At 71.9% G+C, this 24,177-nt stretch carries 19 protein-coding genes and 1 pseudogene; 10 read left to right on the forward strand and 10 right to left on the reverse strand.

What is annotated here, in order from left to right; genetic code table 11:
* Nucleotides 1-68 precede the first annotated feature (68 nt).
* The 5 genes from DNK56_RS20105 to DNK56_RS20125 form a co-directional block, all read right to left on the reverse strand.
* On the reverse strand, nt 69-1,292 hold the full coding sequence (locus DNK56_RS20105; protein WP_111336744.1) for a Cmx/CmrA family chloramphenicol efflux MFS transporter: 1,224 nt from the start codon (nt 1,290-1,292) through the stop codon (nt 69-71).
* Between the two features lie 115 nt (nt 1,293-1,407).
* Nucleotides 1,408-2,058: an HD domain-containing protein gene (locus tag DNK56_RS20110; protein ID WP_111336746.1), complete on the reverse strand. Its 651-nt coding sequence runs from the start codon at nt 2,056-2,058 to the stop codon at nt 1,408-1,410.
* Nucleotides 2,059-2,138: 80 nt separating this feature from the next.
* Nucleotides 2,139-3,050 carry a transporter substrate-binding domain-containing protein gene (locus DNK56_RS20115; protein WP_241990012.1) on the reverse strand — a complete coding sequence of 304 codons (912 nt, stop codon included), beginning with the start codon at nt 3,048-3,050 and terminating at the stop codon, nt 2,139-2,141.
* Nucleotides 3,051-3,095: 45 nt separating this feature from the next.
* On the reverse strand, nt 3,096-3,839 hold the full coding sequence (locus DNK56_RS20120; protein WP_111336750.1) for a hypothetical protein: 744 nt from the start codon (nt 3,837-3,839) through the stop codon (nt 3,096-3,098).
* Complete coding sequence (locus DNK56_RS20125) at nt 3,836-4,267, reverse strand: hypothetical protein (protein WP_146610451.1); 432 nt, start codon at nt 4,265-4,267, stop codon at nt 3,836-3,838. Before DNK56_RS20125 ends, DNK56_RS20120 begins: the two co-directional genes overlap by 4 nt.
* A gap of 430 nt (nt 4,268-4,697) precedes the next feature.
* Here DNK56_RS20125 and DNK56_RS20130 point away from each other — a divergent pair, with 430 nt between their 5' ends.
* Entirely contained in the window at nt 4,698-5,327 is a 630-nt protein-coding gene (locus DNK56_RS20130) for a GNAT family N-acetyltransferase (protein ID WP_111336754.1), read from the forward strand.
* Between the two features lie 99 nt (nt 5,328-5,426).
* Here the strand turns inward: DNK56_RS20130 and DNK56_RS20135 are convergent, their stop codons facing one another.
* Entirely contained in the window at nt 5,427-7,736 is a 2,310-nt protein-coding gene (locus DNK56_RS20135; RefSeq protein ID WP_446750410.1) for a heavy metal translocating P-type ATPase, read from the reverse strand.
* A 271-nt stretch (nt 7,737-8,007) separates the two neighbouring features.
* Here DNK56_RS20135 and DNK56_RS20140 point away from each other — a divergent pair, with 271 nt between their 5' ends.
* Nucleotides 8,008-8,697 (forward strand): copper homeostasis protein CutC, encoded by a 690-nt coding sequence (locus tag DNK56_RS20140; protein WP_111336756.1) that lies wholly within the window; start codon nt 8,008-8,010, stop codon nt 8,695-8,697.
* A gap of 142 nt (nt 8,698-8,839) precedes the next feature.
* Here the strand turns inward: DNK56_RS20140 and DNK56_RS20145 are convergent, their stop codons facing one another.
* Nucleotides 8,840-10,216: a hypothetical protein gene (locus DNK56_RS20145; protein WP_111336759.1), complete on the reverse strand. Its 1,377-nt coding sequence runs from the start codon at nt 10,214-10,216 to the stop codon at nt 8,840-8,842.
* A gap of 360 nt (nt 10,217-10,576) precedes the next feature.
* Between DNK56_RS20145 and DNK56_RS20150 the strand changes: the two genes are divergently transcribed.
* The 7 genes from DNK56_RS20150 (at nt 10,577) to DNK56_RS20180 (ending at nt 19,125) form a co-directional block, all read left to right on the forward strand.
* A complete protein-coding gene (locus tag DNK56_RS20150; protein WP_111336761.1) occupies nt 10,577-11,413 on the forward strand; it encodes a sugar phosphate isomerase/epimerase family protein in 837 nt (278 codons plus the stop codon).
* Between the two features lie 5 nt (nt 11,414-11,418).
* Nucleotides 11,419-12,342 (forward strand): Gfo/Idh/MocA family oxidoreductase, encoded by a 924-nt coding sequence (locus DNK56_RS20155; protein WP_111339410.1) that lies wholly within the window; start codon nt 11,419-11,421, stop codon nt 12,340-12,342.
* Entirely contained in the window at nt 12,293-13,519 is a 1,227-nt protein-coding gene (locus DNK56_RS20160) for a methionine adenosyltransferase (RefSeq protein ID WP_111336763.1), read from the forward strand. The genes DNK56_RS20155 and DNK56_RS20160 overlap by 50 nt, the downstream gene beginning before the upstream one ends.
* A complete protein-coding gene (locus DNK56_RS20165; RefSeq protein ID WP_111336765.1) occupies nt 13,516-14,406 on the forward strand; it encodes a hypothetical protein in 891 nt (296 codons plus the stop codon). The genes DNK56_RS20160 and DNK56_RS20165 overlap by 4 nt, the downstream gene beginning before the upstream one ends.
* Before the next feature lie 5 nt (nt 14,407-14,411).
* Nucleotides 14,412-15,467: a hypothetical protein gene (locus tag DNK56_RS20170; RefSeq protein WP_111336767.1), complete on the forward strand. Its 1,056-nt coding sequence runs from the start codon at nt 14,412-14,414 to the stop codon at nt 15,465-15,467.
* A complete protein-coding gene (locus tag DNK56_RS20175; RefSeq protein ID WP_111336769.1) occupies nt 15,464-16,204 on the forward strand; it encodes a coenzyme F420-0:L-glutamate ligase in 741 nt (246 codons plus the stop codon). The genes DNK56_RS20170 and DNK56_RS20175 overlap by 4 nt, the downstream gene beginning before the upstream one ends.
* A 281-nt stretch (nt 16,205-16,485) precedes the next feature.
* Complete coding sequence (locus DNK56_RS20180) at nt 16,486-19,125, forward strand: glycoside hydrolase family 9 protein (RefSeq protein ID WP_111336771.1); 2,640 nt, start codon at nt 16,486-16,488, stop codon at nt 19,123-19,125.
* Nucleotides 19,126-19,176: 51 nt separating this feature from the next.
* Here DNK56_RS20180 and DNK56_RS20185 read toward each other — a convergent pair.
* A pseudogene (locus tag DNK56_RS20185) lies at nt 19,177-21,250 on the reverse strand (HelD family protein).
* A 375-nt stretch (nt 21,251-21,625) separates the two neighbouring features.
* Here DNK56_RS20185 and DNK56_RS35475 point away from each other — a divergent pair.
* Complete coding sequence (locus tag DNK56_RS35475) at nt 21,626-21,796, forward strand: hypothetical protein (RefSeq protein WP_199563668.1); 171 nt, start codon at nt 21,626-21,628, stop codon at nt 21,794-21,796.
* Between the two features lie 37 nt (nt 21,797-21,833).
* Here DNK56_RS35475 and DNK56_RS20190 read toward each other — a convergent pair whose 3' ends face one another.
* Both DNK56_RS20190 and DNK56_RS20195 read right to left on the reverse strand, forming a co-directional pair.
* Nucleotides 21,834-23,477 (reverse strand): DNA repair helicase XPB, encoded by a 1,644-nt coding sequence (locus DNK56_RS20190; RefSeq protein WP_111336773.1) that lies wholly within the window; start codon nt 23,475-23,477, stop codon nt 21,834-21,836.
* 81 nt (nt 23,478-23,558) lie between these two features.
* A complete protein-coding gene (locus DNK56_RS20195; protein ID WP_241990013.1) occupies nt 23,559-24,092 on the reverse strand; it encodes a hypothetical protein in 534 nt (177 codons plus the stop codon).
* Nucleotides 24,093-24,177: the final 85 nt, after the last annotated feature.

Here is a 24,177-nt window from a genome sequence, read left to right on the forward strand (position 1 = left end):
CGCCCCCGACGCCGTACCCCGCCCCCGGCACCGTAACCGCGCCGCCGCCCCCGTAACCGCGCGGGCGCTCAGCCCGTCGCGCAGTCCGCCGACTCCACCGCCGCGCCCTTCGGCGCACCCCGCGCCACCAGCCGGGACGCCGAGGTGTGCGACCGCTGGAGCCGCAGCGAGACCACCACGACGGCCAGCGCCACCACGGTCATCGCCGCCCCGGCCCAGGCCGTCGCCTCGAACCCGAAGTCCGCGTCGATCACCGCGCCGCCCAGCCACGGGCCGCCCGTGTTGCCCAGGTTGAACGCGGCGGTCGTCGTCGCGCCCGCCAGCGTCGGGGCCGCCCCCGCCACGTTGAACATGCGGGCGTTGAGCGCGGGCGCGGTGTAGAACGCCGACAGGCCCAGCAGGAACGACAGCGTGATCACCGCCGCCTGGTTCGACGCGAACAGGGCCAGCGCCCCCAGGAACACCGTGGACGCCGCGATCCCGCTCAGCAGCACCCCGAAGAGGTGCGCGTCCGCGACCCGGCCGCCGATCGTCGTACCGACCAGGGCGCCGGCTCCGAACAGCGCCAGCACGGTCGGCACCCAGCCCGAGTCCAGCCCGGCGACATCCGTCAGCAGCGGGGCGAGGTAGCTGAACGCGCAGAACACGCCGCCCGCCGCGAGTGCCGTGATCACGATCGACAGCCACACCTGGCGGTCCTTGTAGATCCCCATCTCACTCCTGAGCTGCGGCTTCTCCGCCGGGAGCGGGATGCGCGGGATCAGCGTCACGACGCCGACCAGGGCCACCGCCGAGGCCGCTCCGACCGCCCAGAACGCCGACCGCCAGCCCAGGTTCTCGCCGAGGAACGCGCCCAGCGGCACGCCCAGCACGTTCGCGATGGACAGCCCGCCGATCATCACGGCCATCGCCCGCGCCCGCGCGTTCACCGGCACCATCGCGATGGCGACCGCCGCCCCGACCGCCCAGAACCCGGCGCACGCGAACGCGCTGATCACCCGGGAGGCGAACAGCACCTCGTACGTGGGCGCCAGCGCGCCCGCGACCTGGCCGACGCCGAAGACCGAGATCAGCGAGATCAGGGTCGTCCGGCGGGGCAGCCGCAGCGTCGCCACGGCGAGCAGCGGGGCGCCGACCACCATGCCGATCGCGAACGCGGATATGAGGAGCCCGGCGCGCGGAATCGATACGCCCATGTCGTCGGCGATCGGTGGCAGCAACCCGGAGAGCATGAACTCACTCGTGCCGAGGGCGAAGACCGAGAGGCCGAGGATGTAGACGGCCAGAGGCATACGGGAACGGCCGCGCGCGGCAGAGTCAGGCATAACAGCCCCCAACGCGACCGGACGGTTCCGCATTCCCGCCGGACCGTGGTCCGGAGCACACCGGACCGGGCATCGGGGCACGTCAGCGGGTCAGCAGCGCCAGTTCCGTCAGCAGGTTCTGCCGCGCCCTCGGCTCCCACTCCGCCACCCCGTACGGAGTACGGAACAGTCGCGGCAGGTCCAGGAGCTGCCGCAGCACCTGCGCGCGGCCCTCGCGGAACGCCTCCTCCGGCACGAAGCCGTACTCCTCGCGGACCTGGGAGGCGTACGCCGCGTACTCCGCCGGCGGGGACGCCAGGATCGCCAGGTCCGCGTCGCACAGCACCTCGCCGTTGGTGTCGCCCGCGGCCGGGTCGTGCGTGACCGTGAGGCGGACGAGGCGGGCGACCTCCGCCACGACCGGGGCGGGCACACCGGCCTCCGGCAGGGCGCGCTCGGCCAGGGCCGCGCTGCGCTCCTCGTTCTCCGAGCGGTCGGGCCGGTAGACCGCGTCGTGGAACCAGGCCGCCAGGCGTACGGCGTCCGCGTCGGCGGCATGGTCCGCGAGCGTGTCGACGCGGTCCAGGACCGCCGTCAGGTGGGCGGTGGTGTGGTACTTGCGCTGCGGCTCCGCCCAGCGGTTCAGCAGGTTCTCTGCGTACGGAAGGGGGTCGGGGCCCTCGCCGCCGCGCCGGGCCGCGACGAGGGCGTCCTGCCAGCGGGTGCGGAGACTCTGCGCGCTGTCGTCGGTCATGACGGCGACTCTAGGCCGTGTCCCGAAGGCCCCGCACCGCCCCGCACCGCCCCGTCACGCCCCGCACCGCCCCGCGCCCGTCAGTCCGGTGGGCTGTCGCCCGGCCGGTCCACGCAGGACAGGGCCATGATCTCGTCCTCGGTCGGCTTCGCCTCGTCCCGCGTCTCCTTGGGGACCGCGCCCAGGCTGTTCTGGAAGTCGCGTTCCCAGGCCGTGGCCTGGCGCACGTACTCGATCAGTGCGTCGCGCAGCCGGACGCAGTCCTTGCGGTGGCCCTTGGCCATGGCGATGCCGTAGTCGTTCGGCTCGCCGAACTTGATGCCGGGCACTACCCGGAGCGTCGGGTTCGCCGCCTCGAACCCGTAAAGGATCAGCTGGTCCGTGGAGACGGCGGCGACGTCCTCCTTCCCGTCCTTGAGCGCCCGTACACACGCACTCGCGTCCTCTTCCGTCCGCAGGACGATCTTGTCGTGCGAGGGCTTGCTCAGCTCGTTGGCGGAGGTGGTGCCCTTCCATACGCAGACGACCCTGCCGTTGAGGTCGGCCAGCTTCCGGATGCTTTTGTCGTCGTCGCGGATCAGGAACCCCTGCTGGGTGGAGGCGTACGGGCCGACGAAGTCGAGGCCGTCACCGCCCTCGTCCTGCGGCGCCATCCGGCTGGGGGTGATCGAGTACGTGGCGGCCACCAGCTGCACATCGCCGTCGTGCAGCAGCCTGGCGCGGTTCTTGGACAGCACCCCGCTGAAGCGCGGGGTCTCGTAGCCGAGCATGTTCATGAGGTTGCCGACGACGGAGATGTCGAAGCCGTTGTACTCGCCGTCGTGCGGCGAGTAGCTCGTGCCGGGCTGGTCGCTCTTGGCCGCGACCTCCGTACGGTCGCTGAGGATCGACTCCGGTTCGGAATCGCAGCCGGTCGCGGTCACGTACAGCGCGGCCGCCGCGACGGCCGCCGTGACGGTCACCGCCCGCCGGTGCCGGACTGCTCGTGTCATCTGTGCCTCGCTCCCTGTGCGTTGTCGCCCTGCGCGTTGGCGGCGTCAGTCGTTGTGGAGGACGGCCCGCCAGTCGACCAGCCGCAGGGTGCAGCCCTCGACGGTCCGGACCTGTAGTTCGAAGGAGGTGCCGGACCGGTCGGCGAGATCGCCCAGCGCGAAGTCGGTGGTGGAGCGGGCGGGCAGCTGCGACCGGCGCGGGCTGACGCCCTGGGTGACCGCGGTGAGCAGGACGCGCGTCTTGTGGGAGCACGCCGGGGCGTCCGGATCGTCCTCCCCGATCTCCAGGGTGAGCCGGAGCCGGTCCCGCCGGTCGGCGCGGTCCGGCTGGGGCAGCGTGAGGGTCAGGGCGCTGCCCGGCTCCCCGGTCAGCGGCTGCTCGCCGGTCACCCGGATCGTCGCCGGGACCTCGCCGTTGCGTACGACGTTCTGGAAGGACCACCAGCTGACCAGGGAGAGGACGAGCGAGGCGATGAGCAGCCAGGTCCGCGCCCGGTACCAGAACCTCCGGCCGCGCGGCTGGTTCGTCCCGATGTGGATGACGGCGGTCAGGAAGGCGAGGATCAGGAAGGTGAAGAAGGCGGTGTACTGCTTGCGCGGGCCGCCCGGCCAGTTCCAGGCGGCGTAGCCGGCGAGGACGGTCGCCAGGACGAGGAAGAGCCAGCCCGCGACGGAGGGCACCCGCTGGAAGAAGATCTGGAACATGGTGCCGACACGGCTGATGACCGTGCCGCCGTCACCGTAGTTCTTGCCCTCGAACGAGCTCCCTCCGCCGGTGCCGTCGCTCATGACCGGTCGTCTCTCAGGTGCTGGTTGAACGTCCCGACGCTGCCGACCACCGTGTTGTAGTCGCCGCGCGACTCGACGCTGATGTGCGGGGCGGGTGCGGTGGCCCTGACCACGTTCACGAGGCCGGGGTCCTTCTCCGGGTCGGCCAGCCAGGTGGTCAGCGCGGTGGCGAGCCTGTCGCGTTCCTCATCGTTCAACCCCGCCAGCATGGCGTCCAGTCGGTCGGCGTCCCGCGAGGCGAGCGCGCCCTCGTCGGCGGACGCGGGATCGTCCCGGCCGATGAGGCGCCGGAACGTGCCCTCGCCCGCGTCGAGGGCACGGTCGGAGATCCGGTCCACGGTGCCCTGCAACACGCCGTCGGCCGCGCGGGAGGCGAAGAAGGAGAAGTAGGGGGCAAGCTGGCCGGCGAGATCGATCAAAAGGGACACGATGGCTCCAGGAGGGGCGTGAGGACACTGCCAACTCTCTTGATGCCCAAGGGTAGTTGAGTGGACACAAATCCGGCATACGAAAATTGGTACGTCCGGTGGGTGTACCGCTCAACTGGTGACGGACGGCAGGCCGAAGTATGCGGCTATCGCCCGTGCGTCCCGGTCGTCCCGGTCCCCGTCGTGCTCCCAGCGGTCGTGGGAAGGGTCCGTCTCCCACACCCGGCACTCCGAGTCCGGCCCGATGAGGTTCGCGGCGAGCAGACCCGCCTGTAGTCGACGTCGTCGTAGTGGAGTTGATGCGGTCCCGCCGGGGCGACAGGGCCCGGCATATTCGCGCGACACGTCGTCGGGGGCTCTGGAATTCTGCGGGCGGACCGCGTGCGGCTCCGTTTCGGTGTTCCTTTTTCCGGACTTGAATGGGTGAGCGATGACTTTTGTGCTGGAAGGGCCGGTCCTGCGGGGCTCCCGGGTACGGCTGGAACCGCTGGAACACCGGCACGCCGAGGGGCTGTCGCGGGCCGGGCAGGAGAACCGGGACGCGTACGGATACACCTGGGTCCCCGAGCCCGACGAGGTCGAGGGCTACATCGAGGCCCAGCTCGGCCGGGCCGCCGCCGGGAAGCTCGTGCCGTACGTCCAGGTGGACCCGGCGTCCGGGCGGGTCATCGGGGCCACGGCCTTCTGGGAGCCGCGGTACTGGATGGGCGAGGACGACCTCACCGCGATCGAGGTCGGCTTCACCTGGCTCGCCGCCTCCGCACAGGGCACCGGCGTGAACACCGAGGCCAAGTACCTGCTCTTCCGGCACGCGTTCGAGGAGTGGTACGTCGAGCGCGTCGATCTGAAGACCGACGCCCGCAACGCGCGCTCACGGGCCGCGATCGAATCCGTGGGCGCCCGCTTCGAGGGCGTCCTGCGCAACTGGTCCCGGTCCTGGGCGCCCGGCGAGGGCGACCGGCTGCGGGACTCGGCGATCTTCTCCATCACGTCCGACGAGTGGCCGGCGGTCCGGGAGCGCCTGGAGGCGCGGATGCGGCGGACACCGGCCGGAGGGTGAGCGGACGCACGGAGCCGCCCGCGCCGGGTTCGGCGCGGGCGGCTCCGTCGTGCGTTGCGCTGCGTGCTGTGCGTGGCGTACGGGGTACTGGCGTACCGGTTACGCCTCCGCCCGGAAGCCCCGCAGGCGGAGCGAGTTGCCGACCACGAAGACCGACGAGAACGCCATCGCCGCGCCCGCGATCATCGGGTTCAGCAGGCCCGCGGCGGCCAGCGGGAGCGCCGCCACGTTGTAGGCGAAGGCCCAGAACAGGTTCGTCCGGATCGTGCCCAGGGTCCGGCGGGCCAGGCGGATCGCGTCCGCGGCCGCCCGCAGGTCGCCGCGCACCAGGGTCAGGTCACCGGCCTCGATCGCCGCGTCCGTGCCGGTGCCCATCGCGAGGCCGAGGTCGGCCTGGGCGAGAGCGGCCGCGTCGTTCACGCCGTCCCCGACCATCGCGACCGAACGGCCCTCCGCCTGGAGGCGCTTGACCACGTCCACCTTGTCCTGCGGCATGACCTCCGCGTACACCTCGTCGATCCCGACCTCCGCGGCGACCGCCTCCGCGACCGCACGGTTGTCACCGGTCAGCAGGATCGGCTTCAGGCCCAGCCGGCGCAGCCGCTTGATCGCCTCCGCGCTGGTGTCCTTCACCGCGTCGGCCACCTCCAGGACCGCACGCGCCTCGCCGTCCCAGGCGACCGCGATGGCCGTCCGGCCGGCGGCCTCCGCCTCCGCCTTGCGGCGGGCCAGTTCGGCCGGGAGACGGATCTCCCACTGGGCGAGCAGCTGCTCGCGGCCCACGAGGACCGCGTGGCCCTCCACGATGCCCTGGACGCCGAGTCCGGGGACGTTGGTGAAGTCCTCGGGGGTGGGGAGGGTGGTGCCGGTGCGGTCGGTGGCGCCGGTGGCGACGGCTTGGGCGATGGGGTGTTCGGAGGCGTGTTCGAGGGCTCCGGCCAGGCGGAGGACGTCGGTTTCGGTGGTGCCGGTCGTGGTGTGGATGGTCTGGAGGGTCATGCGGCCGGTGGTGACGGTGCCGGTCTTGTCCAGGACGATGGTGTCGACGCGGCGGGTGGATTCGAGGACTTCGGGGCCCTTGATGAGGATGCCGAGCTGGGCGCCGCGTCCGGTGCCGACCATGAGGGCGGTCGGGGTGGCGAGGCCCAGGGCGCAGGGGCAGGCGATGATCAGCACGGCCACCGCCGCCGTGAACGCCGCCGTCAGCCCGGCGCCGTTGCCCAGCCAGAAGCCCAGGGTGCCCAGGGCGAGCGCGATGACCACGGGGACGAACACCGCCGAGATCCGGTCCGCGAGCCGCTGCGCCGCCGCCTTGCCGTTCTGGGCGTCCTCGACGAGCTTGGCCATCCGGGCGAGCTGGGTGTCCGAGCCGACCCGCGTCGCCTCCACGACCAGCCGGCCGCCCGCGTTGAGTGTCGCGCCGGTCACCGCGTCGCCGACGCCGACCTCCACCGGAACGGACTCGCCGGTGAGCATGGACGCGTCCACCGCGGACGAGCCCTCCACGACCGTGCCGTCCGTGGCGATCTTCTCGCCGGGGCGGACCAGGAAGCGGTCGCCGACCTTGAGGTCCGCCGTGTCCACGGTCACCTCGCGGCCGCCGCGCAGCACGGTGACCTCCTTGGCGCCCAGCTCCAGGAGCGCCTTGAGCGCCGCGCCCGCCTTCCGCTTGGAGCGGGCCTCGAAGTACCGCCCGGCCAGGATGAACGCGGTGACGCCCGCCGCCGCTTCGAGGTAGATGTTGCCCGCGCCGTCGCTCCGGCCGATCGTCAGCTCGAAGGGGTGCGTCATGCCGGTCATCCCGGCGGTGCCGAAGAACAGCGCCCACAGCGACCACAGGAACGCGGCGGACGTGCCGACGGAGATCAGCGTGTCCATCGTCGCCGCGCCGTGCCGGGCGTTGGTCCACGCGGCCCGGTGGAACGGCCAGGCCGCGTAGGTGACGACCGGGGCCGTCAGGGTCAGGGCCAGCCACTGCCAGTAGTCGAACTGGAGCGCCGGCACCATCGACATCGCGATCACCGGCACCGCGAGCAGCACGGACGTGACCAGCCGCTGCCGCAGGGGGCGCAGCTCGTCGGCCGCCGCGTCGGCTTCGGCCGATCCGCCGGTCGCGCCGGGCTCGGCGGTACGGGCCGGGGGCGCGGGCTCGTGCGCCGTGTACCCGGTCTTCTCGACCGTGGCGATGAGGTCCTGGACGGAGACGTCCGCGCCGTCGTAGCTGACGCGGGCCTTCTCCGTGGCGTAGTTGACGGTCGCCGTGACGCCGTCCATCCGGTTGAGCTTCTTCTCGATGCGGGCCGCGCACGAGGCACACGTCATGCCCCCGATGGCGAGCTCGACCTCTGCGGCGCGGGTGGCGCCTTCGGCGCCGATGGCGCCGGTGGTGGCTGTGGTCTGCGCTGACACGGGGGCCCTCCTCGATCGGCTGTCTGTTGTCGCTATCCGTCGCAGATACCCCCTGGGGGTATCTGCTTCTGAGTCATGTATACCCCCTCCCCCTATCCTCGCGCAAGGGTGATCCGGCATGGATGTGCCGTTTGCCGGTGGCGGGTCGGACCCCCCCGTGTTCGGCCTCGCGTATCTTCACGTTCGCAGTGCGGCTGCGCGCGGGCCTACCGCCCCGTAGGCTGGGCCATTGGACTAGACCTGTAGCTGCTTCCTGGAGGATTGGGTTCCCATGAGCAACCGTGCAGTCCTGGAGGTGATCGCTCTCGACGCGGAGGACGCGGTCGCCGCCCAGGCGGGTGGTGCGGACCGGCTTGAGCTGGTCACCGACATGGCGGCGGACGGCCTCACCCCGTCCTGTGCGACCTTCGCGGCGATCCGGGAGGCGGTGGACATCCCGCTGCGCGTGATGCTCAGGGTCGCCGACGGATTCGCGGCCGGTGACATCGACGTCCTCGTGCGCAAGGCGCGTGAGCTGCGTGCGGAGGGGGCGGACGAGTTCGTCCTCGGCTTCCTGGACGCGGACGGCAACCCCGACCTGGTCGCCGTCGAGCGGCTGGTGGCCGAACTGGACGGATGCCGGTGGACGTTCCACCGGGCGATCGACCGGGCCGCCGACCGCGACGCCCTGCGCAAGTCCCTGGCGGACCTGCCCGGCCTCGACACCTACCTCACGGCAGGGGCGGCGGCCGGCGTCGACGAGGGCATCCCCACCCTGGTCGCGGAGGCCGCGCGCAAGGGCGAGCCGGGGTACGAGCCCCAGATCCTCGTCGGCGGCGGCCTGCGCCTCGACCACCTGCCGCAACTCCTGGCCGCCGGCATCGACGCCGTCCACATCGGCGGCGCGGCCCGCCCGACCGGCTGGTCCGGCCCGGTGGACGCGGCAGCGGTACGGGAATGGCGGTCGGTGCTCGACGCGTAGCGCTTCGGGCCGGGGCGGGGGCCTGCCGCGCCCCGGCGCGCGGCGCGGGTTTGCGGGGGCGCTGCCCCCGTACCCCCGCTCCTCGACGGCGGAGGTGCTGATTCTCACGTCGATTCGCCAGTGCTGGAGGGTCGCCGAGGACTTACCGGCGATCGGTGAGGTACGTGCGTGCTCGTTCGTCCAGCTCGATCGCGCATCGCAGTCCGCGTGCGCGGAAGCGGGTGAGATCGCGGCGCATGTTTCCGACGGCCTTTCTGGTGCGTCCGGACCGGACGCCCTCCATGTGGTCCATCGCCCGCCCCCAGGTGGTGCATGCCTGCTCGATGCGGCCCCCGGCGGCCTGCATCTCGGCCTGCGCGACCAGGTCCAGGGCGACGATCCGGGCGTACGTGCCGGTCGGTCGGCTGGCTGCGGCCGCCCCGTACATCGCCGCCGCCTTCGACCGGTCGCCGAGTGTTTCCCAGACCTTGGCCGACCGGCTGTGGACGGTTGCGGTCGGCGGACCCCACGAAAGCGCCCAGAACGGCACCTCGTCCCCCTTGGCCGCGCCCAGCGCCGTACGGGCCCGCTCCACCTCCCGTACGGCCTCCTGCCGCCGGCCCGCCTTGGCGAGGGCGTGAGCGTGGGTGACAGCGAACAGTGCCTCGGTCTGGGTGTCGACCCGCCCGTGGACGCGGTCTACGGCGGTGGCGGCCAGCGAGAGGCAGTGCTCGGGGCGGCGGAGTTTCATACCCTGTTGCGACATCGTCCGCATGACGAAAGCGCTGTGGCCGGTGATCCCGGACTCCTGGGCCAGGGCGTACGACTGGAGGTAGTACCTCTGCGCGAGGCCCTGTTCGCCTCCGTCGTAGGCCCGCCATCCGGCCTGGTGCACGCCGACGGCGGCGGCCGAAAGCATCTGTTGGTGGTCGTCCTCGGAGGTGAACCGGCCCCGGCACAGGGTCGCGACATCGGTCATCAGGTACTGCACCAACGCGGACCGGCCGTGCTGGCCGCCGTGGCGCTCGTCCATCACCGCGAACATCGAGATCATGTCTCGCACTGCCGCTACGTCCGCGTGCCCGACCCGGGCCCCGGTCCGGGCCTTCGAGGCGCGGGACGCGATGTCGGCGACGTGCTCCAGTGGTAGGACAGCGGCCGCGACCGAGTACGCGGCACCGGAAAGAAAGCCTCGGCGGTCCAAGTCACCCCTCCAGATCGGCACCAGCGCGTCCAACGGGTCGGCGCCGATGGACAATCCGATGCTGTCACTGTCCCAGCCCGGCGGTAGCGGCAGGCCCAGATCCTCGGGGGTAAGTACCTTGCCGAGGCGGCGCGAGAGGGCGGCGGTCAGGTATCGGCCCGTCTGCCCGGACGGCACAGCCCCCGCGATCCAGTGATCCACTGCCGATTTGTTCGTCCGCAGCATCTGGCTGTTCTCGGCCGCGACTTGGCGGACGGCCTGTGCGACGCCCGCGTAGGTCCATCCCGACTCCGCGATGGCGGACCGAAGCTTCTCGTTCGGCAAGCGCTGGGTCATGACAGCCCCCTCGTATACCTCGTATACCCATCCGTCGGCTGCCACCGTACCGACGATCCGTAACTGACGCTTGACTGTTAGTCATGTCGGGCAGGGCAGGCGGGCCCACCTCCCAGCCGGGCGAACAACCGTGCACGCACACCATCGCCGGCATCCGTCCGGATGCGGGTTTCCAACTGGTCGCAGGAGTTCCCATGCCGAACCCTCCCGAGCCGGGTCCCCCGCCACCGCCGCCGGGCCCGACCCCGACGCCTCCCCCGGTCGGCGGCGGCCGATAGTTCCAGCCCCGGCCGCGCGTCCCGTCTCCGGCGGGGCACGCGGCCTCGCTGTCCCACCCTCAGCACCGACAAGGAGCCTGCTGTGCAGGGATTCACCGTGCTCAACCCCGACGAGCTGGGCCAGGACCCCGCGGTCGGCATGGACCTGGCCCTCGCCCTCGGCGTGCGCCACCTGGAGATCCGTACCGCTTACGGATCGAACGCGCTCGTGCTGGATGACGAGCAGCTACGCGGCATCCGGCGGTTGGCCGACATGAGGGGCCTGCGGGTGGCAGCGTTGGCGTCTCCGCTATGGAAGTGGTGCCGTCCCGAAGGCACTCCGGGCCGCGTCGACAGCTTCGGCTTTCCGACACAGGTCCCTGTCGAGGACCGGGAGCGGTGGGTGGACCGAGCGGTCACGGTCGCCGGCGTTCTCGGTACGGACCGGGTCCGTGTCTTCTCGCACCTGTCCGTGGGCGAGCAGACGGAGACCTTCCGCGACGATCCGCTGCTGCCGTACGCGCTCGAGGTCGCCGAGCGAGCCGGGGTCCGGCTGTTGTTGGAGAACGAGCCGGTGTGCACGGTTCACGAGCCGGCATCGCTCCTCGAAGTCCTCCAGGCGCACCCCGGGCTGGGGCTGTGGCTCGACCTGGGGAACCTGTTCGAGTCCGGTCACGGTACCGCCGAGGCGGTGGACGCACTTGCTCCGTACACCGAGTACGTGCACATCAAGGACTACCGGCCCCGCGACGACGGCACGAAGGACTTCGTCGTGGCGGGCACCGGGGCCGTGCCGTACAGGAGGCTGCTGCCCGCCCTGCACCAGGCGCGACCGGGGCTGCCGTATGCCCTGGAGACACATGTGCGCGAGACACCGGGCCAGGCGCTGACGCGTGGAGCCGCGTTTCTGCGGAGCATGGTTCCGGGCGGCCTGGCGTGAGGCGAGTGCTGCTCATCGGCTGTGGCGAGGTTGGCGCCAAGCACGCTGATGCCCTCACCTGCGCAGACGGGCTGGACCTGGTGGCGATCGCCGACCCTTCGCCGGTCGTAAAGCCTCCCCCCGGTGTCCCGCTGGTCTCCAGTTGGGAGACAGCAATGAAGGAGTACGCCCCCGATGTGGTCGTGGTGGCCACCCCGCCGGGCTCCGCCCTGCCGGCAGCCCGCGCGGCCGCCCGGGCCAGTGCGGCTGTTCTGGTGGAGAAACCGACCGCGATCGCCCCGGCGGACCTAGAGCCGGTCGAGGAGGACCGGCGGATCTTCGTCGCCTTCCAGCCGCACTTCGCCCCTGGCCTCGCCTGGCTTCTCAGCCAGTGCCCGACGGCCCGCCGGGCCGCGGTGCGGCTGGTGTGCCGTCGGGACCGCGGCTATTACCGGGACTGGCGCACCCGGTACGCGACCGCCGGCGGCATCCTGCACCAGCAGGCCATCCACGGCCTGGCACTTGCGCTGCGTCTCATGCCGCAGGGGCCGATCCGGTCCTCCACCGCCGTGGTGTACCGCGTCCGGCAGTGGAGCGAATCCGAGGACCGGGTTACAGCCACGATCGTCTTCGAGACCGGGGCCGTGCTGACGGTGGACGCCCGGGTCGACAGCGACGAGCCCCGATGCCACGACGTGGCCCTTCAATTCGACGGTGGCCAGGAGCTGTACGTACGCGGCCGGAACCTCGAAGCCGGGCTCGGCCGCCCGCATTCCGCACCCGACGACCGCGCGCTGCGCTTGGCCATGTACCGGGCCCTGCCTGCCGACGGCGCCGGCCCGCTTCACCCCTGCCTTTTCCCGCTGTCCGAGCTCCGCCGCCCCCTGGAGGTAATCGACCATGCCTACCGCAACGCGCGCACCGTTCATGAGGCCCGTACTGCCTCATGACCTCGACGTCGAGGTAGTCGAGCGCAAGGGCATCGGACACCCCGACACCCTGGCCGACGGCATTGCCGAGCTCGCCTCGATCCGCTACAGCGAGTACTGCCTGCGCGAGTTCGGCGCGGTCCTCCACCACAACCTCGACAAGGTCGCAATCCTCGGCGGTCGCGCCCGCTTCGGCGACGCGGACGGCACGTACGACCGCCCCGTGCGGGTCGTCTTCGGCGGCCGGATCTCCACAACCTTCGGCGGTCGGGTGATCCCGGTGCGCGAGATCCTGGAGGCGGCCGCCGCCGAGCAGTTGCGTACAGCGCTCCCTGGGCACGAACGCATCACCTGGGTGGCCCGCCACGAGACAACCGACTCCTCCAAGTTCCGGTACTGGTTCGCCCCGCGCGGGCTGGAAGACCTGCCGGAGCGCCCGAGGGCCTTCTCCAACGACACCGCATTCCTCGTCGGCACCGCACCGCGCACCACTGCCGAAATCGTGGCACTGCTCACCGAATCGTGGTTTCGCCGCCAGCCCTGGGCCGGAAGCGACATCAAGGCACTGGTCATCCGAACCGGCCATGCTCTGACCATCACGGTGTGCGTGCCGGCCGTGGCCGGGCACCTGGCCGGCAGCGCCGAGTTCGACGACGCGGTCACCGGCACCGCGCAGGCCCTCACCGCGCAACTGCGTGAGCGCCTGGACAGGCCGGTGACGGTGGTCTGCAACACCCGCAACACCCGCACCGGTCCGCTGTCCGGTCAGTACTTCACCGTGTCGGGGTCGGCCGTCGACTTCGGCGAGGACGGACTCGTCGGCCGCGGCAACGCCCGGTCCGGGCTCATTACGCCGGGCCAGCAGGCCGGAAACGAGGTCCTGTTCGGGAAGAACCCCGCCTACCACGTCGGGAAGGTCGGCGGGTGGCTCGTGGACGAGGCGAGCCGAGCGCTGGCCGAGAAGACCGGCGCCCCGTGTCGCGTCGCGGTGACGTGGCGCAACGGCAGCCCCTACCCAGAGCCGGCCTCCGTCGACCTCGCGGTCTCGCACGCCGACCCGGACCACACCGACGTGGTCCGCAGCGTGCTCCGGCGCACGGACTGGGTGTCCGACCTCGTCGGGCACCGGCGCTATCTGCCCACCCTGCTGCCGGTGCCCAACCTGTTGGCCGAGCTCGATGCCTCGACGCTGTCATGACCTGGGCCGCCGTGACGACCGGCCACCTGACCGCCGCACTGGAACTGCCGCCGGGGCTGGATACGGGCCCGGCCGTCACGGCGGCCGACCGGCTCCCCGGCGGCTGGTCCCTCACCCCTCCGCCGGCCAACAGCGCCATGGACGGCCCGATCCTGACCATGTCCGACACGGAGCCCGAGCCGACTGTCCGCGTGGAAGGGCAGACCGTGCACCTGACCTTGCCCCACCAAGCCGCCCACACCTCAACGCTTGCGTACGTCACCTACACCGCCCTGGAGCGAAGCCGCCAGCAGCGGCAGATGCTCACCCTGCACGCGAACGCCATGGTCACCCCAAGTGGGCTGGGCATCCTCCTGCTGGGGAGCAAGGGTGCGGGCAAGACCAGTGTGGTCCTGGCTCTCGGCTCTCGCGGCTGGACTCACGCCGGTGACGACTTGGCCGTCTTGGCCGAAGCAGCCTCGGGACTGCTGGTCCTGCCCGGCAAGCCGACCGCCGCCGTCCGTTCGAATGACCCGGTCCTGTGGCAGGCCCCGAAACCGGTCGTCACCTTGGCGCCTTTCCTCCGCGCCCCCGTGCCGCTCGTGGGCATCATCCGCCTGACCGTCCACCCCGCCGTTCCGGGCCCGCTCGTGGCTTCGGCCACCCCGTTCTCACCGAACGAGCAGTTGCGGCTCCATGAGGCCCTGGCCCGCTACATCAGTGGGCTCCCCACCCCGCTGACCGGCCCCGCAGGCGCACCGTACGGACCGGTCTGGCCGCTGGACGACCCATCGCTCGCCCGTTGGCGCACTCACCTGATCACCCGCCTCGAACAGCATCCGTACAACTACCTGTACGCCCCCGACCCGCGAATCGCAGCCGATCTGATCACCAAGAGGTACACGTGAGCCCGATGCCCGCCGCTGTGATCCTCCCCAGCCGGAACGAGCCGTTGACGATCTCCGCCGTCACCACCGCCGTGGACCTCGCGCTGAACGATGCGCACGGGGTGATCGTGCACGCCGACTCGTCCGACGGCCCCGACACGGCTGACGCCTTCGCGGCCACACCCACCCGTGCGAAGACGCTCGTGCTGACCGGGCTGGAGCGCGGCAAGGGTGCGCAGATCCTGGCCGCGCTCCAGCGTCCGGAGATCGTGGAGGCCGATGTGGTGCTGATTGCCGACACCGACACCCGTGCCCCGGAGCCGGGCGTCTACCGTGCGCTCCTCGACCACGTCCGTGCCGGGGCGGCCCTCGCAATCGCCGACTACCCCCGGTACTGGGACGAGGCCAATCTGACCAATCACGTGGCCCGGCCGATGATCGCCGCAGCCACCGGGCTCGACATCCCACAGCCACTTGCCGGCGACCTCGCCGTCTCCGGCCGGGCCCTCGCTGCAGCCCAACATGCCGCAGTCGAACTGCCGGACGAACTCGCGCGGTGCGTCGCCGGATACGGGATCGACGCGTTCCTTCTCCTGACCGCCGCCACGACCGGCCTCGTCACCTCAGTTCCGGTCAAGGGACCCAAACGTCATGCGGGTTCCTTCGATCACCTCCCGGCGATCTACGACCAAGCCGTCCCGGTCTTGTTGCACCTGACCGCAACGTGGCCGCTGCCGCCCGCACCGGCCCGCAGCGGCACAGGCTACTACCGTGCGACAGACCGGACTCTGCCCTCCGGAAGGGTCCGGGAGATGGTGGCCGTGCTCAACCGCCTCGACCTCGCCCCGGGCAGATACGATGGCGATCTCTGGCCGCTCCACCTCGGCAGAGCCTGGCGGGCCGTCACCTCCGGTACGCCGCCGACCGAAGCAGCAGTACAACTGTGGCCGCACTACGTGCGCCGCGTTCGTGCCTGGCTCACCAGCGCGGAGCACGCCACTCCTCGGCAGCGAGCCCGCATGCTGGCCGCCGCACACAACTGCCTATGCGCGAACCTCAGATCCACGGCAGGAGCAGCATGACCACCGCACCGTCCCCCACTTCCGGATTCTCCGCGTTCGCCCTGGAGCCCTTTCCCGAAGTCCGGCCCGGCGACGATGTCGCGAGCATGATCATCGACGTGCTCACCAGGACCGGCACCACCCTGCTGGGCGGGGACGTGGTTGTGGTCGCCAGCAAGGTCGTGTCGATCGGGGAGAAGCGCTACGTCGACCTGACCGACGTTACCCCTTCCGCCGAGGCCCTGGATCTGTCAGCCCGGACGGGCAAGCCCGCAGCCCTGGTCCAGCTCATCCTGGACCACTCCACCGAGCACTTCCTCGCGACCGAACGCGGCCCGATCATTGCCCGACACCACCTCGGTCACCTGCTGACATCGGCCGGAATCGACCGGGCCGGGGACGGAAGGGCCTGGCTGCTGCCCGTGGACCCCGACGCTTCCGCCCGCCGCCTGCGCGACGCCCTGGTCACTCGCACCGGCGCGGCCGTCGCGGTCGTCATCGCCGACTCCGACGGCCGTGCCGACCGCCGCGGTGCCACCTGTATTTCCCTCGGTGCTGCCGGAGTCGCCCCTCTGCGGCTCACCGAGCACGGTGGCAAGCGCCAGGAAGAGACCTTCACCGACATGATCGCCGCAGCGGCCGGAATCATCCTCGGGCAGCGCGGCCGTGGAGTCCCCGCTGCCGTCCTGCGAGGCGTCGGCTACGTTCCCTCGGACGTCGGAGTCGCGGCGATGTTGCACCGTGCGCCCACCCAGTAACCGGGTAGGCCAGCAGCGCCGGCCCGGCCGCGCCGGACCGGGCGGATCGGGCCTGCTGGTCCAGGCCGAGTTCGGCAAAGGGCGAGACGGACCTGCTCACCCCGCCGGAATCCGCCACCGCAGAACGTCGTTCTGTCATGGCCCTGGCGTAACTGGGGTCTCGCCGTTCACAATGGGCGCGCGGTGATGGGAACGCTCCCATGATGCGCCTCCCCGGCATGCCCGTGTGTTGTGGGAGCGCTCCCATTTCTTCCTGTCGTCCCTGACGAAAGGCTCTTCCGGTGAATGCCTTCTCGCCCCCGTCCCCCGTACGGCGCAGACGCCGCGTCGGGGGAGTGCTGGCCCTTGCCGCTCTGTTCGGCGGTGTGCTCACCGCGCCCGGTGCCGTCGCGGCGGACGGTGACGAGCCGGCGCCGGAGCAGATCGTCAACGGTGACTTCTCCGCCGGTACGGCGCCCTGGTGGTCCACGGCCAACGCGCCGGTCGCCGTCGTCGACGGGCGGCTGTGCGCGGAGGTGCCCGCCGGAACCGTGAACCCGTGGGACGCGATCGTCGGGCAGAACGACGTCCCGCTCGTCGCGGGCGAGTCGTACACCCTGACGTACACGGCGAGTTCGACCGTACCGCTGTCCATTCACACCAACGTGCAGATGGCGACCGAGCCGTACACCACCGATCTGGCCGAGACGGATCACATCGGCACCGAGGACACCGCCTTCACGCACGTGTTCACCGCGACCGCCGACCGGGACGCCGCGCAGGTCGCCTTCCAGGTCGGCGGCGGCACGGCGGCGACGACCTTCTGCGTGGACGACGTGTCGCTGCGCGGGGGCGCCGAGCCGCCCGTGTACGTACCGGACACCGGCTCGCCGGTCCGGATCAACCAGGTCGGCTATCTGCCCGAGGGCCCCAAGACCGGCACCCTGGTCACCGACGCGACCGACCCGCTGCCGTGGACGCTGAAGGCGGCCGACGGCTCGACGGCCGCGAGCGGGACGACCGTGCCCGGCGGCGAGGACCCGACCTCCCGGCAGAACGTGCACACCTTCGACTTCAGCGACGCCACCACCACCGGCGACGGCTTCACGATCGAGGCGGACGGGCAGGTCAGCGAGCCGTTCTCGATCCGCGGCGACCTCTACGACGGCCTGCGGTCCGACGCGCTCGCGTACTTCTACCAGAACCGCAGCGGCGTCGCGATCGACGCGGACCTGGTCGGCGAGGAGTACGCCCGCCCGGCCGGGCACCTGGGCGTGGCGCCCAACAAGGGCGACACGGACGTGCCGTGTCAGCCGGGCGTCTGCGACTACCGGCTCGATGTGCGCGGCGGCTGGTACGACGCCGGGGACCACGGCAAGTACGTCGTCAACGGCGGCATCGCGGTCGCCGAGCTGATGGCCACCTACGAGCGGACCCTGACCGCGGACGGCGCCGAGTCCGCCGAGCTGGGCGACGGCGCGCTGCGCGTACCCGAGCACGGCAACGATGTCCCCGACATCCTCGACGAGGCGCGCTGGGAGCTGGAGTTCCTGATGCGCATGCAGGTCCCGGCCGGGCAGCCGCTCGCCGGCATGGCCCACCACAAGGTGCACGACGCCAACTGGACCGGCCTGCCGATGCGCCCCGAACTCGACCCGGAGCAGCGCGAACTGCACCCGCCGACCACTACGGCGACCCTGAACCTCGCCGCGACGGCCGCCCAGTGCGCCCGGCTGTACGCCCCGTTCGACGAGGCGTTCGCGGCGAAGTGCGAGACCGCCGCCGAGACGGCGTGGGCCGCCGCGCAGGCGCACCCGGACGTGCTCGCCAGCCCGGCGGACGGCGTCGGGGGCGGCACGTACGAGGACGGCGACGTGCGCGACGAGTTCTACTGGGCCGCCGCCGAACTGTTCACCACCACCGGCGAGGACACCTACCGGCAGGCGCTGCTCGACTCGCCGCTGCACGGTGACGTGGACGCGGCCTTTCCGGCGGACGGCGGGATCTGGTGGGGCGGCACCGCCGGGCTCGGCGTGCTCACCCTGGCCACCGTGCCCAACGACCTGACGGCGGGCCGGCTCGCCGACGTGCGCGCGGTCGTCACGACGGCCGCCGACCGGTACCGGGCGCAGACCGAGGACCAGCTGTACGGCGTGCCGTACGTGCCCAAGGGCATGAACTACGCCTGGGGCTCCAACAGCCAGGTCCTCAACAACATGATCGTGCTGGCCACGGCCGCCGACCTGACCGGCGAGGCCGGCTACCGGGACGCCGTCCTGCGCGGCGCGGACTACCTGTTCGGGCGCAACCCGCTCAACCAGTCGTACGTCACCGGCTACGGCGAGCGGTCCTCGCAGAACCAGCACCACCGGTTCTGGGCCCACCAGTCCGACCCGTCCCTGCCGCACCCGCCGGCCGGCTCCCTCGCGGGCGGACCGAACCTCACCGCCCCCACCTCGGGCGACCCGGAGGCCGCGCAGAAGCTCACGGGCTGCGCCGCCGCGATGTGCTACCTCGACGACAACGGCTCGTACGCCACCAACGAGGTCGCCATCAACTGGAACGCGCCGCTCGCCTTCATCGCCTCCTACCTGGACGACGCGGGCGACGGCACGGGCCCGGACCGCACCTGCGAGGTCACGTACTCCTCGCACCCGTGGAGCACCGGTTCGACCACCACGGTCACGGTGAAGAACACCGGCACCGAGTCCGTCAGCCCCTGGTCCCTGACCTGGCTGCTGCCCGGCGACCAGAAGCTCAGCCACACCTGGAGCGCCGAGATCGACCAGTACGGCAGGACGGTGACGGCCGCGCCGCTGTCCTGGAACCGCTCCATCGCCCCCGGGGCCTCCGTGGACTTCGGGTTCAACAGCGGCATCACCGGGCCGGCGGCCGATCCCGGCACGGTGAAGCTCAACGGGCGGGCCTGCGCCGCCGGATGACCGGGCGGGGGCGGGGGTGGACGAGGGTCCCCCCCCGCCCCCGCTCCCTCTCTACTGCGTCAACTCGTCCGGCAGCGACGCGGCGTGAAGCACCGTCAGGCCGGACACCGCGCGGGTCAGCGCCACGTACAGCCGGCGCAGGCCCGTGCGCTCGTCCGGCTCCCCGTCCACCACGGCCGCCGGCTCGTCCAGCACCACGTAGTCGTACTCCAGGCCCTTGGCCAGCGAGGCCGGGACCAGGGTCAGCCGGGTCTCGGCGGTCGTCTCCTCACCGGGCGAGAGATACGTGTGACCGGCCGCCGTCAGCGCCTCCGCCAGCGCGGGGACGCGCGCGTCGGCCGCGATCAGGCCGATGGACCCCTCATGGCCCAGCGCCTCCTCGCACGCAGCGACCACCGCCGCGTCCAGCGCGTGCGCGTCCGCCACCTTCCGTACGGACAGCGAACCGGGCGACTCACGCACCGACTCCACCGGGGTCAGCCCCGGCGAGATCACCGGCAGCAGCCGGGACGCGTACGCGATCACATCGCGCGGCACACGGAAGCCGGCCGTCAGCTCCTCCACCACCGCGTCCGCCTTGCCCAGATGGCCCAGCGCCTGCTCCCAGCTCTGCGTGGACCAGGGTCGTGCCCTGCGCCAGGTCGCCGAGGACGGTCGCCGAACCGGTCGAGCAGCGCCGGCCGACCGCGCGGTACTGCATGGGGGAGAGGTCCTGCGCCTCGTCGATGACGACATGGCCCAGTGAGTGCGTACGGGAGACCAGGTCGGCCGCCTCGTCGATCAGCACCGCGTCGGCCGCCGACCACTTCGCGGACTTCACACCGCGCACCGGCCTGGCCCAGAGGATCGCCTTCCGCTCGTCCTCGGAGAGCAGCCCCTCGGAGTGCTCCGCCAGGAAGTCCGCGTCGGACAGCAGCCGCAGGACCAGCTTGGCCGGGTCGACCGCCGGCCAGATCGCCTTCACGGCCGCCTTGACCGCCGCGTTGCGGGCCACCGCGTTCTGCACCCGGTCGTCGGGCGCCTCGCCCGCCTGCTCCATCCGCACCAGCACGGCGTGCGCGATGCGCTGCGGCAGCGCCTCGTGCGCGGCCCCGTACCGCATGTCGCGGGTCAGCAGCTCCTGGACCATCTCCTCGATCTCGTACGCCGGAACCCGCCAGCGCCGCGAGCCGCGCACCACCATGACCGGCTCGGTCGGCGGGGTCACATGCGACCGCAGCGCGCGGCGCAGCACCTCCGCCATCCGCGCGTCGCCCTTCACCACGGCCGACGCCGCCTCGTCCGTGCCCCGGACCTCGATCTGCCCGGTGACCAGGTCCTCGACGGTCGCCTGCTTCACCTCCAGCTCACCGAGGGCCGGCAGCACCTGCTCGATGTAGTGCAGGAAGGAGCGGTTCGGCCCGACGACCAGGGTGCCCGTGCGGGCGAGGCGCTCGCGGTGCGCGTACAGCAGGTACGCCACCCGGTGCAGGCCGACGGCCGTCTTCCCGGTGCCGGGCCCTCCCTGCACGCAGACCGTGCCGCCCAGCTCGCTGCGGACGATCTCGTCCTGCTCCGGCTGGATCGTCGCCACGATGTCCCGCATCGGCCCGACGCGCGGGCGCTCGATCTCCGCCTGGAGCAGCTTGCTCGTCCGCTCGGCCTCGCCGGGATCGGTCAGGTGCTCGTCCTCGTACGCGGTGAGGTCGCCGCCCGTGTAGCCGAAGCGGCGCCTGCGGCCCACGTCCAGCGGGTCCTTGCGCGACGCCCGGTAGAACGGCTGCGAGACCGGGGCGCGCCAGTCGATGACCATCGGGTCGCCCTGCGCGTCGTGCACATGGCGGCGCCCGATGTAGAACCGCTCGCCCTCCGCGCCCTCCGCCTCCTGCGCCCCGACGACGTGCAGATAGTCCAGCCGCCCGAAGAACAGCGGGGTGTGCGCGAGGTCCGCGAGGGATTTGATCCGCTCGTCGATCTGCGCCTGGAGCACCGCCGCGTTCACCCAGTTCGCGGTGACGTCGCGGATGTCCAGGTTCTGGGCGTCCTCCCGCATGGCCCGCAGCGCGGCGCGCGATGCCGCGAGATGGGCGCGTTCATGGGCGAGGGGGTCGGTGGTGGTGTCGCTCTCGAATTCGTGCGCGGGCACGGTGTTGCCTCCGCATTCAACGCAGGACGGCGGACCGCGACGTGCGCGGTCCGCTCGGGGATCGATCACTGGTACGCACGGGAGTACGTACGGTTGTCGGCCGGTTTCCGTCCGGTCGGCGGCGCTCCCCCGGCTGCCGGCACGACCCGTCACGGGCCGCCGGTACCACGGTTCGGGAGGCGGGCAGACCGGGGAGTGTACCGGGGCGCGGGGGTACGGCGCGAACCGTTTTCGCGGGGGCGTCCCCGACCCGTGCGGGTACGTCCCGTAGGGGATGCCGTGCGAGGCCGTGCGACCGGAGGCGTACGCGCGCGGCGGCCCGCTTCCGACTCCGGGGCGACGCCCCGGCACCCCCGTCCGGAGCACCATGGACATATGAGCACCGTGACTCTTGACCCGCGAAGGACCGGCGCCACCCAGGCCCCCGGTCACCCCCACAACCGCGCCTACGGCGCCCTGCGCGCCGTGAAGGCGTTCGCGCAGGCCGCGTTCGGCGTCGTCGTCCTCGGCGAGTACGCGGAGGAGGCGGGGGTACGGCGCCGCTGACCGCGCCCGCCGCCCCCGCCCGCCCGGCTTTTCCGCCTCAGCTGTCCGACAGCAGCTCGTCCGCGTCCACGATCCGGTACGCGTACCCCTGCTCCGCCAGGAACCGCTGGCGGTGCGCCGCGAAGTCCTGGTCGATCGTGTCGCGCGCGACGACCGAGTAGAACCGCGCCTCGTGCCCGTCCGCCTTCGGCCGCAGCACCCGGCCCAGGCGCTGCGCCTCCTCCTGGCGCGAACCGAACGTCCCCGACACCTGGATGGCGACCGTCGCCTCCGGCAGGTCGATGGAGAAGTTCGCCACCTTCGACACCACCAGTACGTTCAGCTCGCCGCGCCGGAACGCGTCGAACAGCTTCTCGCGCTGCGCGTTGCTCGTCTCGCCCTTGATCACCGGGGCGTCCAGATGCGCGCCCAGCTCGTCCAGCTGGTCGATGTACTGCCCGATGACCAGCGTCTGCTCGCCCTTGTGCCGGCGCACCAGCGCCTCGGTGACCTTCCGCTTCGTCGCGGTCGTCGCGCAGAACCGGTACTTCTCCTCGGCCTCGGCCGTCGCGTACGCCAGCCGCTCCGAGTCCGTGAGGTTGACCCGTACCTCCACGCAGTCCGCCGGGGCGATGTAGCCCTGCGCCTCGATCTCCTTCCACGGCGCGTCGAACCGCTTGGGGCCGATGAGCGAGAAGACGTCCGACTCGCGGCCGTCCTCGCGGACCAGCGTCGCGGTCAGCCCGAGGCGGCGGCGGGCCTGGAGGTCGGCGGTGAACTTGAAGACGGGCGCGGGGAGCAGATGCACCTCGTCGTAGACGACCAGGCCCCAGTCGCGGGAGTCGAACAGCTCCAGATGCGGGTAGACGCCCTTCCGGCGCGTCGTCAGCACCTGGTACGTGGCGATCGTGACCGGGCGGATCTCCTTCTTCGTCCCGCTGTACTCGCCGATCTCGTCCTCGGTCAGCGAGGTCCGCTTCACCAGCTCGTGCTTCCACTGGCGGGCGGAGACGGTGTTCGTCACGAGGATCAGCGTCGTCGCCTTGGCCTGCGCCATCGCGCCCGCCCCGACGAGGGTCTTGCCCGCGCCGCAGGGCAGCACGACGACCCCGGACCCGCCGTGCCAGAACCCGTCCACGGCCTGCTGCTGGTACGGGCGCAGCGCCCAGCCGTCCTCGTTCAGCTCGATCGGGTGCGCCTCGCCGTCCACGTACCCCGCGAGGTCCTCGGCGGGCCAGCCGAGCTTGAGCAGCGTCTGCTTGACCTGGCCGCGCTCGGAGGGGTGCACGGCGACGGTGTCCGGGTCGATCCGGGCGCCCACCAGGGGCTGGACCTTCTTGGACCGGAGGATCTCCTCCAGGACCGGCCGGTCCGTCGTGGTGAGGACGAGCCCGTGCACGGGGTGCTTGGAGAGGGTGAGGCGGCCGTAGCGGTCCATCGTCTCGGCGATGTCGACGAGCAGCGCGTGCGGTACGGGGTAGCGGGAGTACGTCACGAGCGCGTCCACGACCTGCTCGGCGTCGTGCCCGGCGGCGCGGGCGTTCCACAGCCCGAGCGGGGTGAGCCGGTAGGTGTGGATGTGCTCGGGCGCCCGCTCCAGCTCCGCGAACGGGGCGATGGCACGGCGGCAGGCGTCGGCCTGCTCGTGGTCGACTTCGAGGAGGAGCGTTTTGTCGCTCTGGACGATGAGGGGTCCGCTCACGCGCGTTGGCCTTTCGGCTCGGGGGAAACCTCCAGTGTGCCGCATGGGCGGGCGGTGTGTCGTGGGGCCGGGTGCCCGGACTCAGGCGGCCGGCGGGCGGTGGCCCCGGCCGCGCGGCAGGCGGCCCTCGTGCACCGCCGCGTGCACCGTGCGCGCGAGCCCGATGGCGTCCTGCGTGAACGTGTCCACCCGGATCGCCCGCCCCTCGCGGAGCCGGAACACGCAGGTGAAGCCCATGCCGCGCGCCTCGGCCAGCGGCCGGCCGTCCTCGCCGCGCGCCTCGACGGACGCGATGTCCTCCCACGGGACGAGGGTCGCGGTGCCCGCGATCCGGTGGGTGAGCCCCCGCTCGTGGACGTCGAAGCTCTGTTCCCGGGTACGGAACCCCTGGATGAACCGCCAGACGGCGAGCCCGAGTCCGATGAGCCCGACCCCGAGGAGCAGTCCGGCCAGTTCCGGGGCGCCGTCCGTGGAGCCGACGGTGGCGAGCGTGACCGGTATCCCGAAGGCCAGTCCGACCGCCCCGACGACGGTCAGTAGGACCGGCCTGCGGATGGGGGGTGGGGAAGGAGCGGGTCTGGGTGCGTGCGGCTGCAAGGCGGAGGATTGAGGCATGGCGGAGCCATGGTGATTGACGACAACGCCGCAGACGTGCGTGCCCGGGCCCGCGACGCCGCCCCCCATCCGCAGGCCGGTCCAA

Source organism: Streptomyces sp. AC1-42W (assembly GCF_003248355.1).
GTDB lineage: Bacteria > Actinomycetota > Actinomycetes > Streptomycetales > Streptomycetaceae > Streptomyces.

What these genes read in the sequence shown, in the direction of transcription:
- DNK56_RS20105 (WP_111336744.1), bottom strand. Translation starts at nt 1,292, where the DNA reads ATGCCTCTGGCCGTCTACATCCTCGGCCTCTCGGTCTTCGCCCTCGGC.
- DNK56_RS20110 (WP_111336746.1), bottom strand. Translation starts at nt 2,058, where the DNA reads ATGACCGACGACAGCGCGCAGAGTCTCCGCACCCGCTGGCAGGACGCC.
- DNK56_RS20115 (WP_241990012.1), bottom strand. Translation starts at nt 3,050, where the DNA reads ATGACACGAGCAGTCCGGCACCGGCGGGCGGTGACCGTCACGGCGGCC.
- DNK56_RS20120 (WP_111336750.1), bottom strand. Translation starts at nt 3,839, where the DNA reads ATGAGCGACGGCACCGGCGGAGGGAGCTCGTTCGAGGGCAAGAACTAC.
- DNK56_RS20130 (WP_111336754.1), top strand. Translation starts at nt 4,698, where the DNA reads ATGACTTTTGTGCTGGAAGGGCCGGTCCTGCGGGGCTCCCGGGTACGG.
- DNK56_RS20140 (WP_111336756.1), top strand. Translation starts at nt 8,008, where the DNA reads ATGAGCAACCGTGCAGTCCTGGAGGTGATCGCTCTCGACGCGGAGGAC.
- DNK56_RS20145 (WP_111336759.1), bottom strand. Translation starts at nt 10,216, where the DNA reads ATGACCCAGCGCTTGCCGAACGAGAAGCTTCGGTCCGCCATCGCGGAG.
- DNK56_RS20160 (WP_111336763.1), top strand. Translation starts at nt 12,293, where the DNA reads ATGCCTACCGCAACGCGCGCACCGTTCATGAGGCCCGTACTGCCTCAT.
- DNK56_RS20165 (WP_111336765.1), top strand. Translation starts at nt 13,516, where the DNA reads ATGACCTGGGCCGCCGTGACGACCGGCCACCTGACCGCCGCACTGGAA.
- DNK56_RS20170 (WP_111336767.1), top strand. Translation starts at nt 14,412, where the DNA reads ATGCCCGCCGCTGTGATCCTCCCCAGCCGGAACGAGCCGTTGACGATC.
- DNK56_RS20175 (WP_111336769.1), top strand. Translation starts at nt 15,464, where the DNA reads ATGACCACCGCACCGTCCCCCACTTCCGGATTCTCCGCGTTCGCCCTG.
- DNK56_RS35475 (WP_199563668.1), top strand. Translation starts at nt 21,626, where the DNA reads ATGAGCACCGTGACTCTTGACCCGCGAAGGACCGGCGCCACCCAGGCC.
- DNK56_RS20195 (WP_241990013.1), bottom strand. Translation starts at nt 24,092, where the DNA reads ATGCCTCAATCCTCCGCCTTGCAGCCGCACGCACCCAGACCCGCTCCT.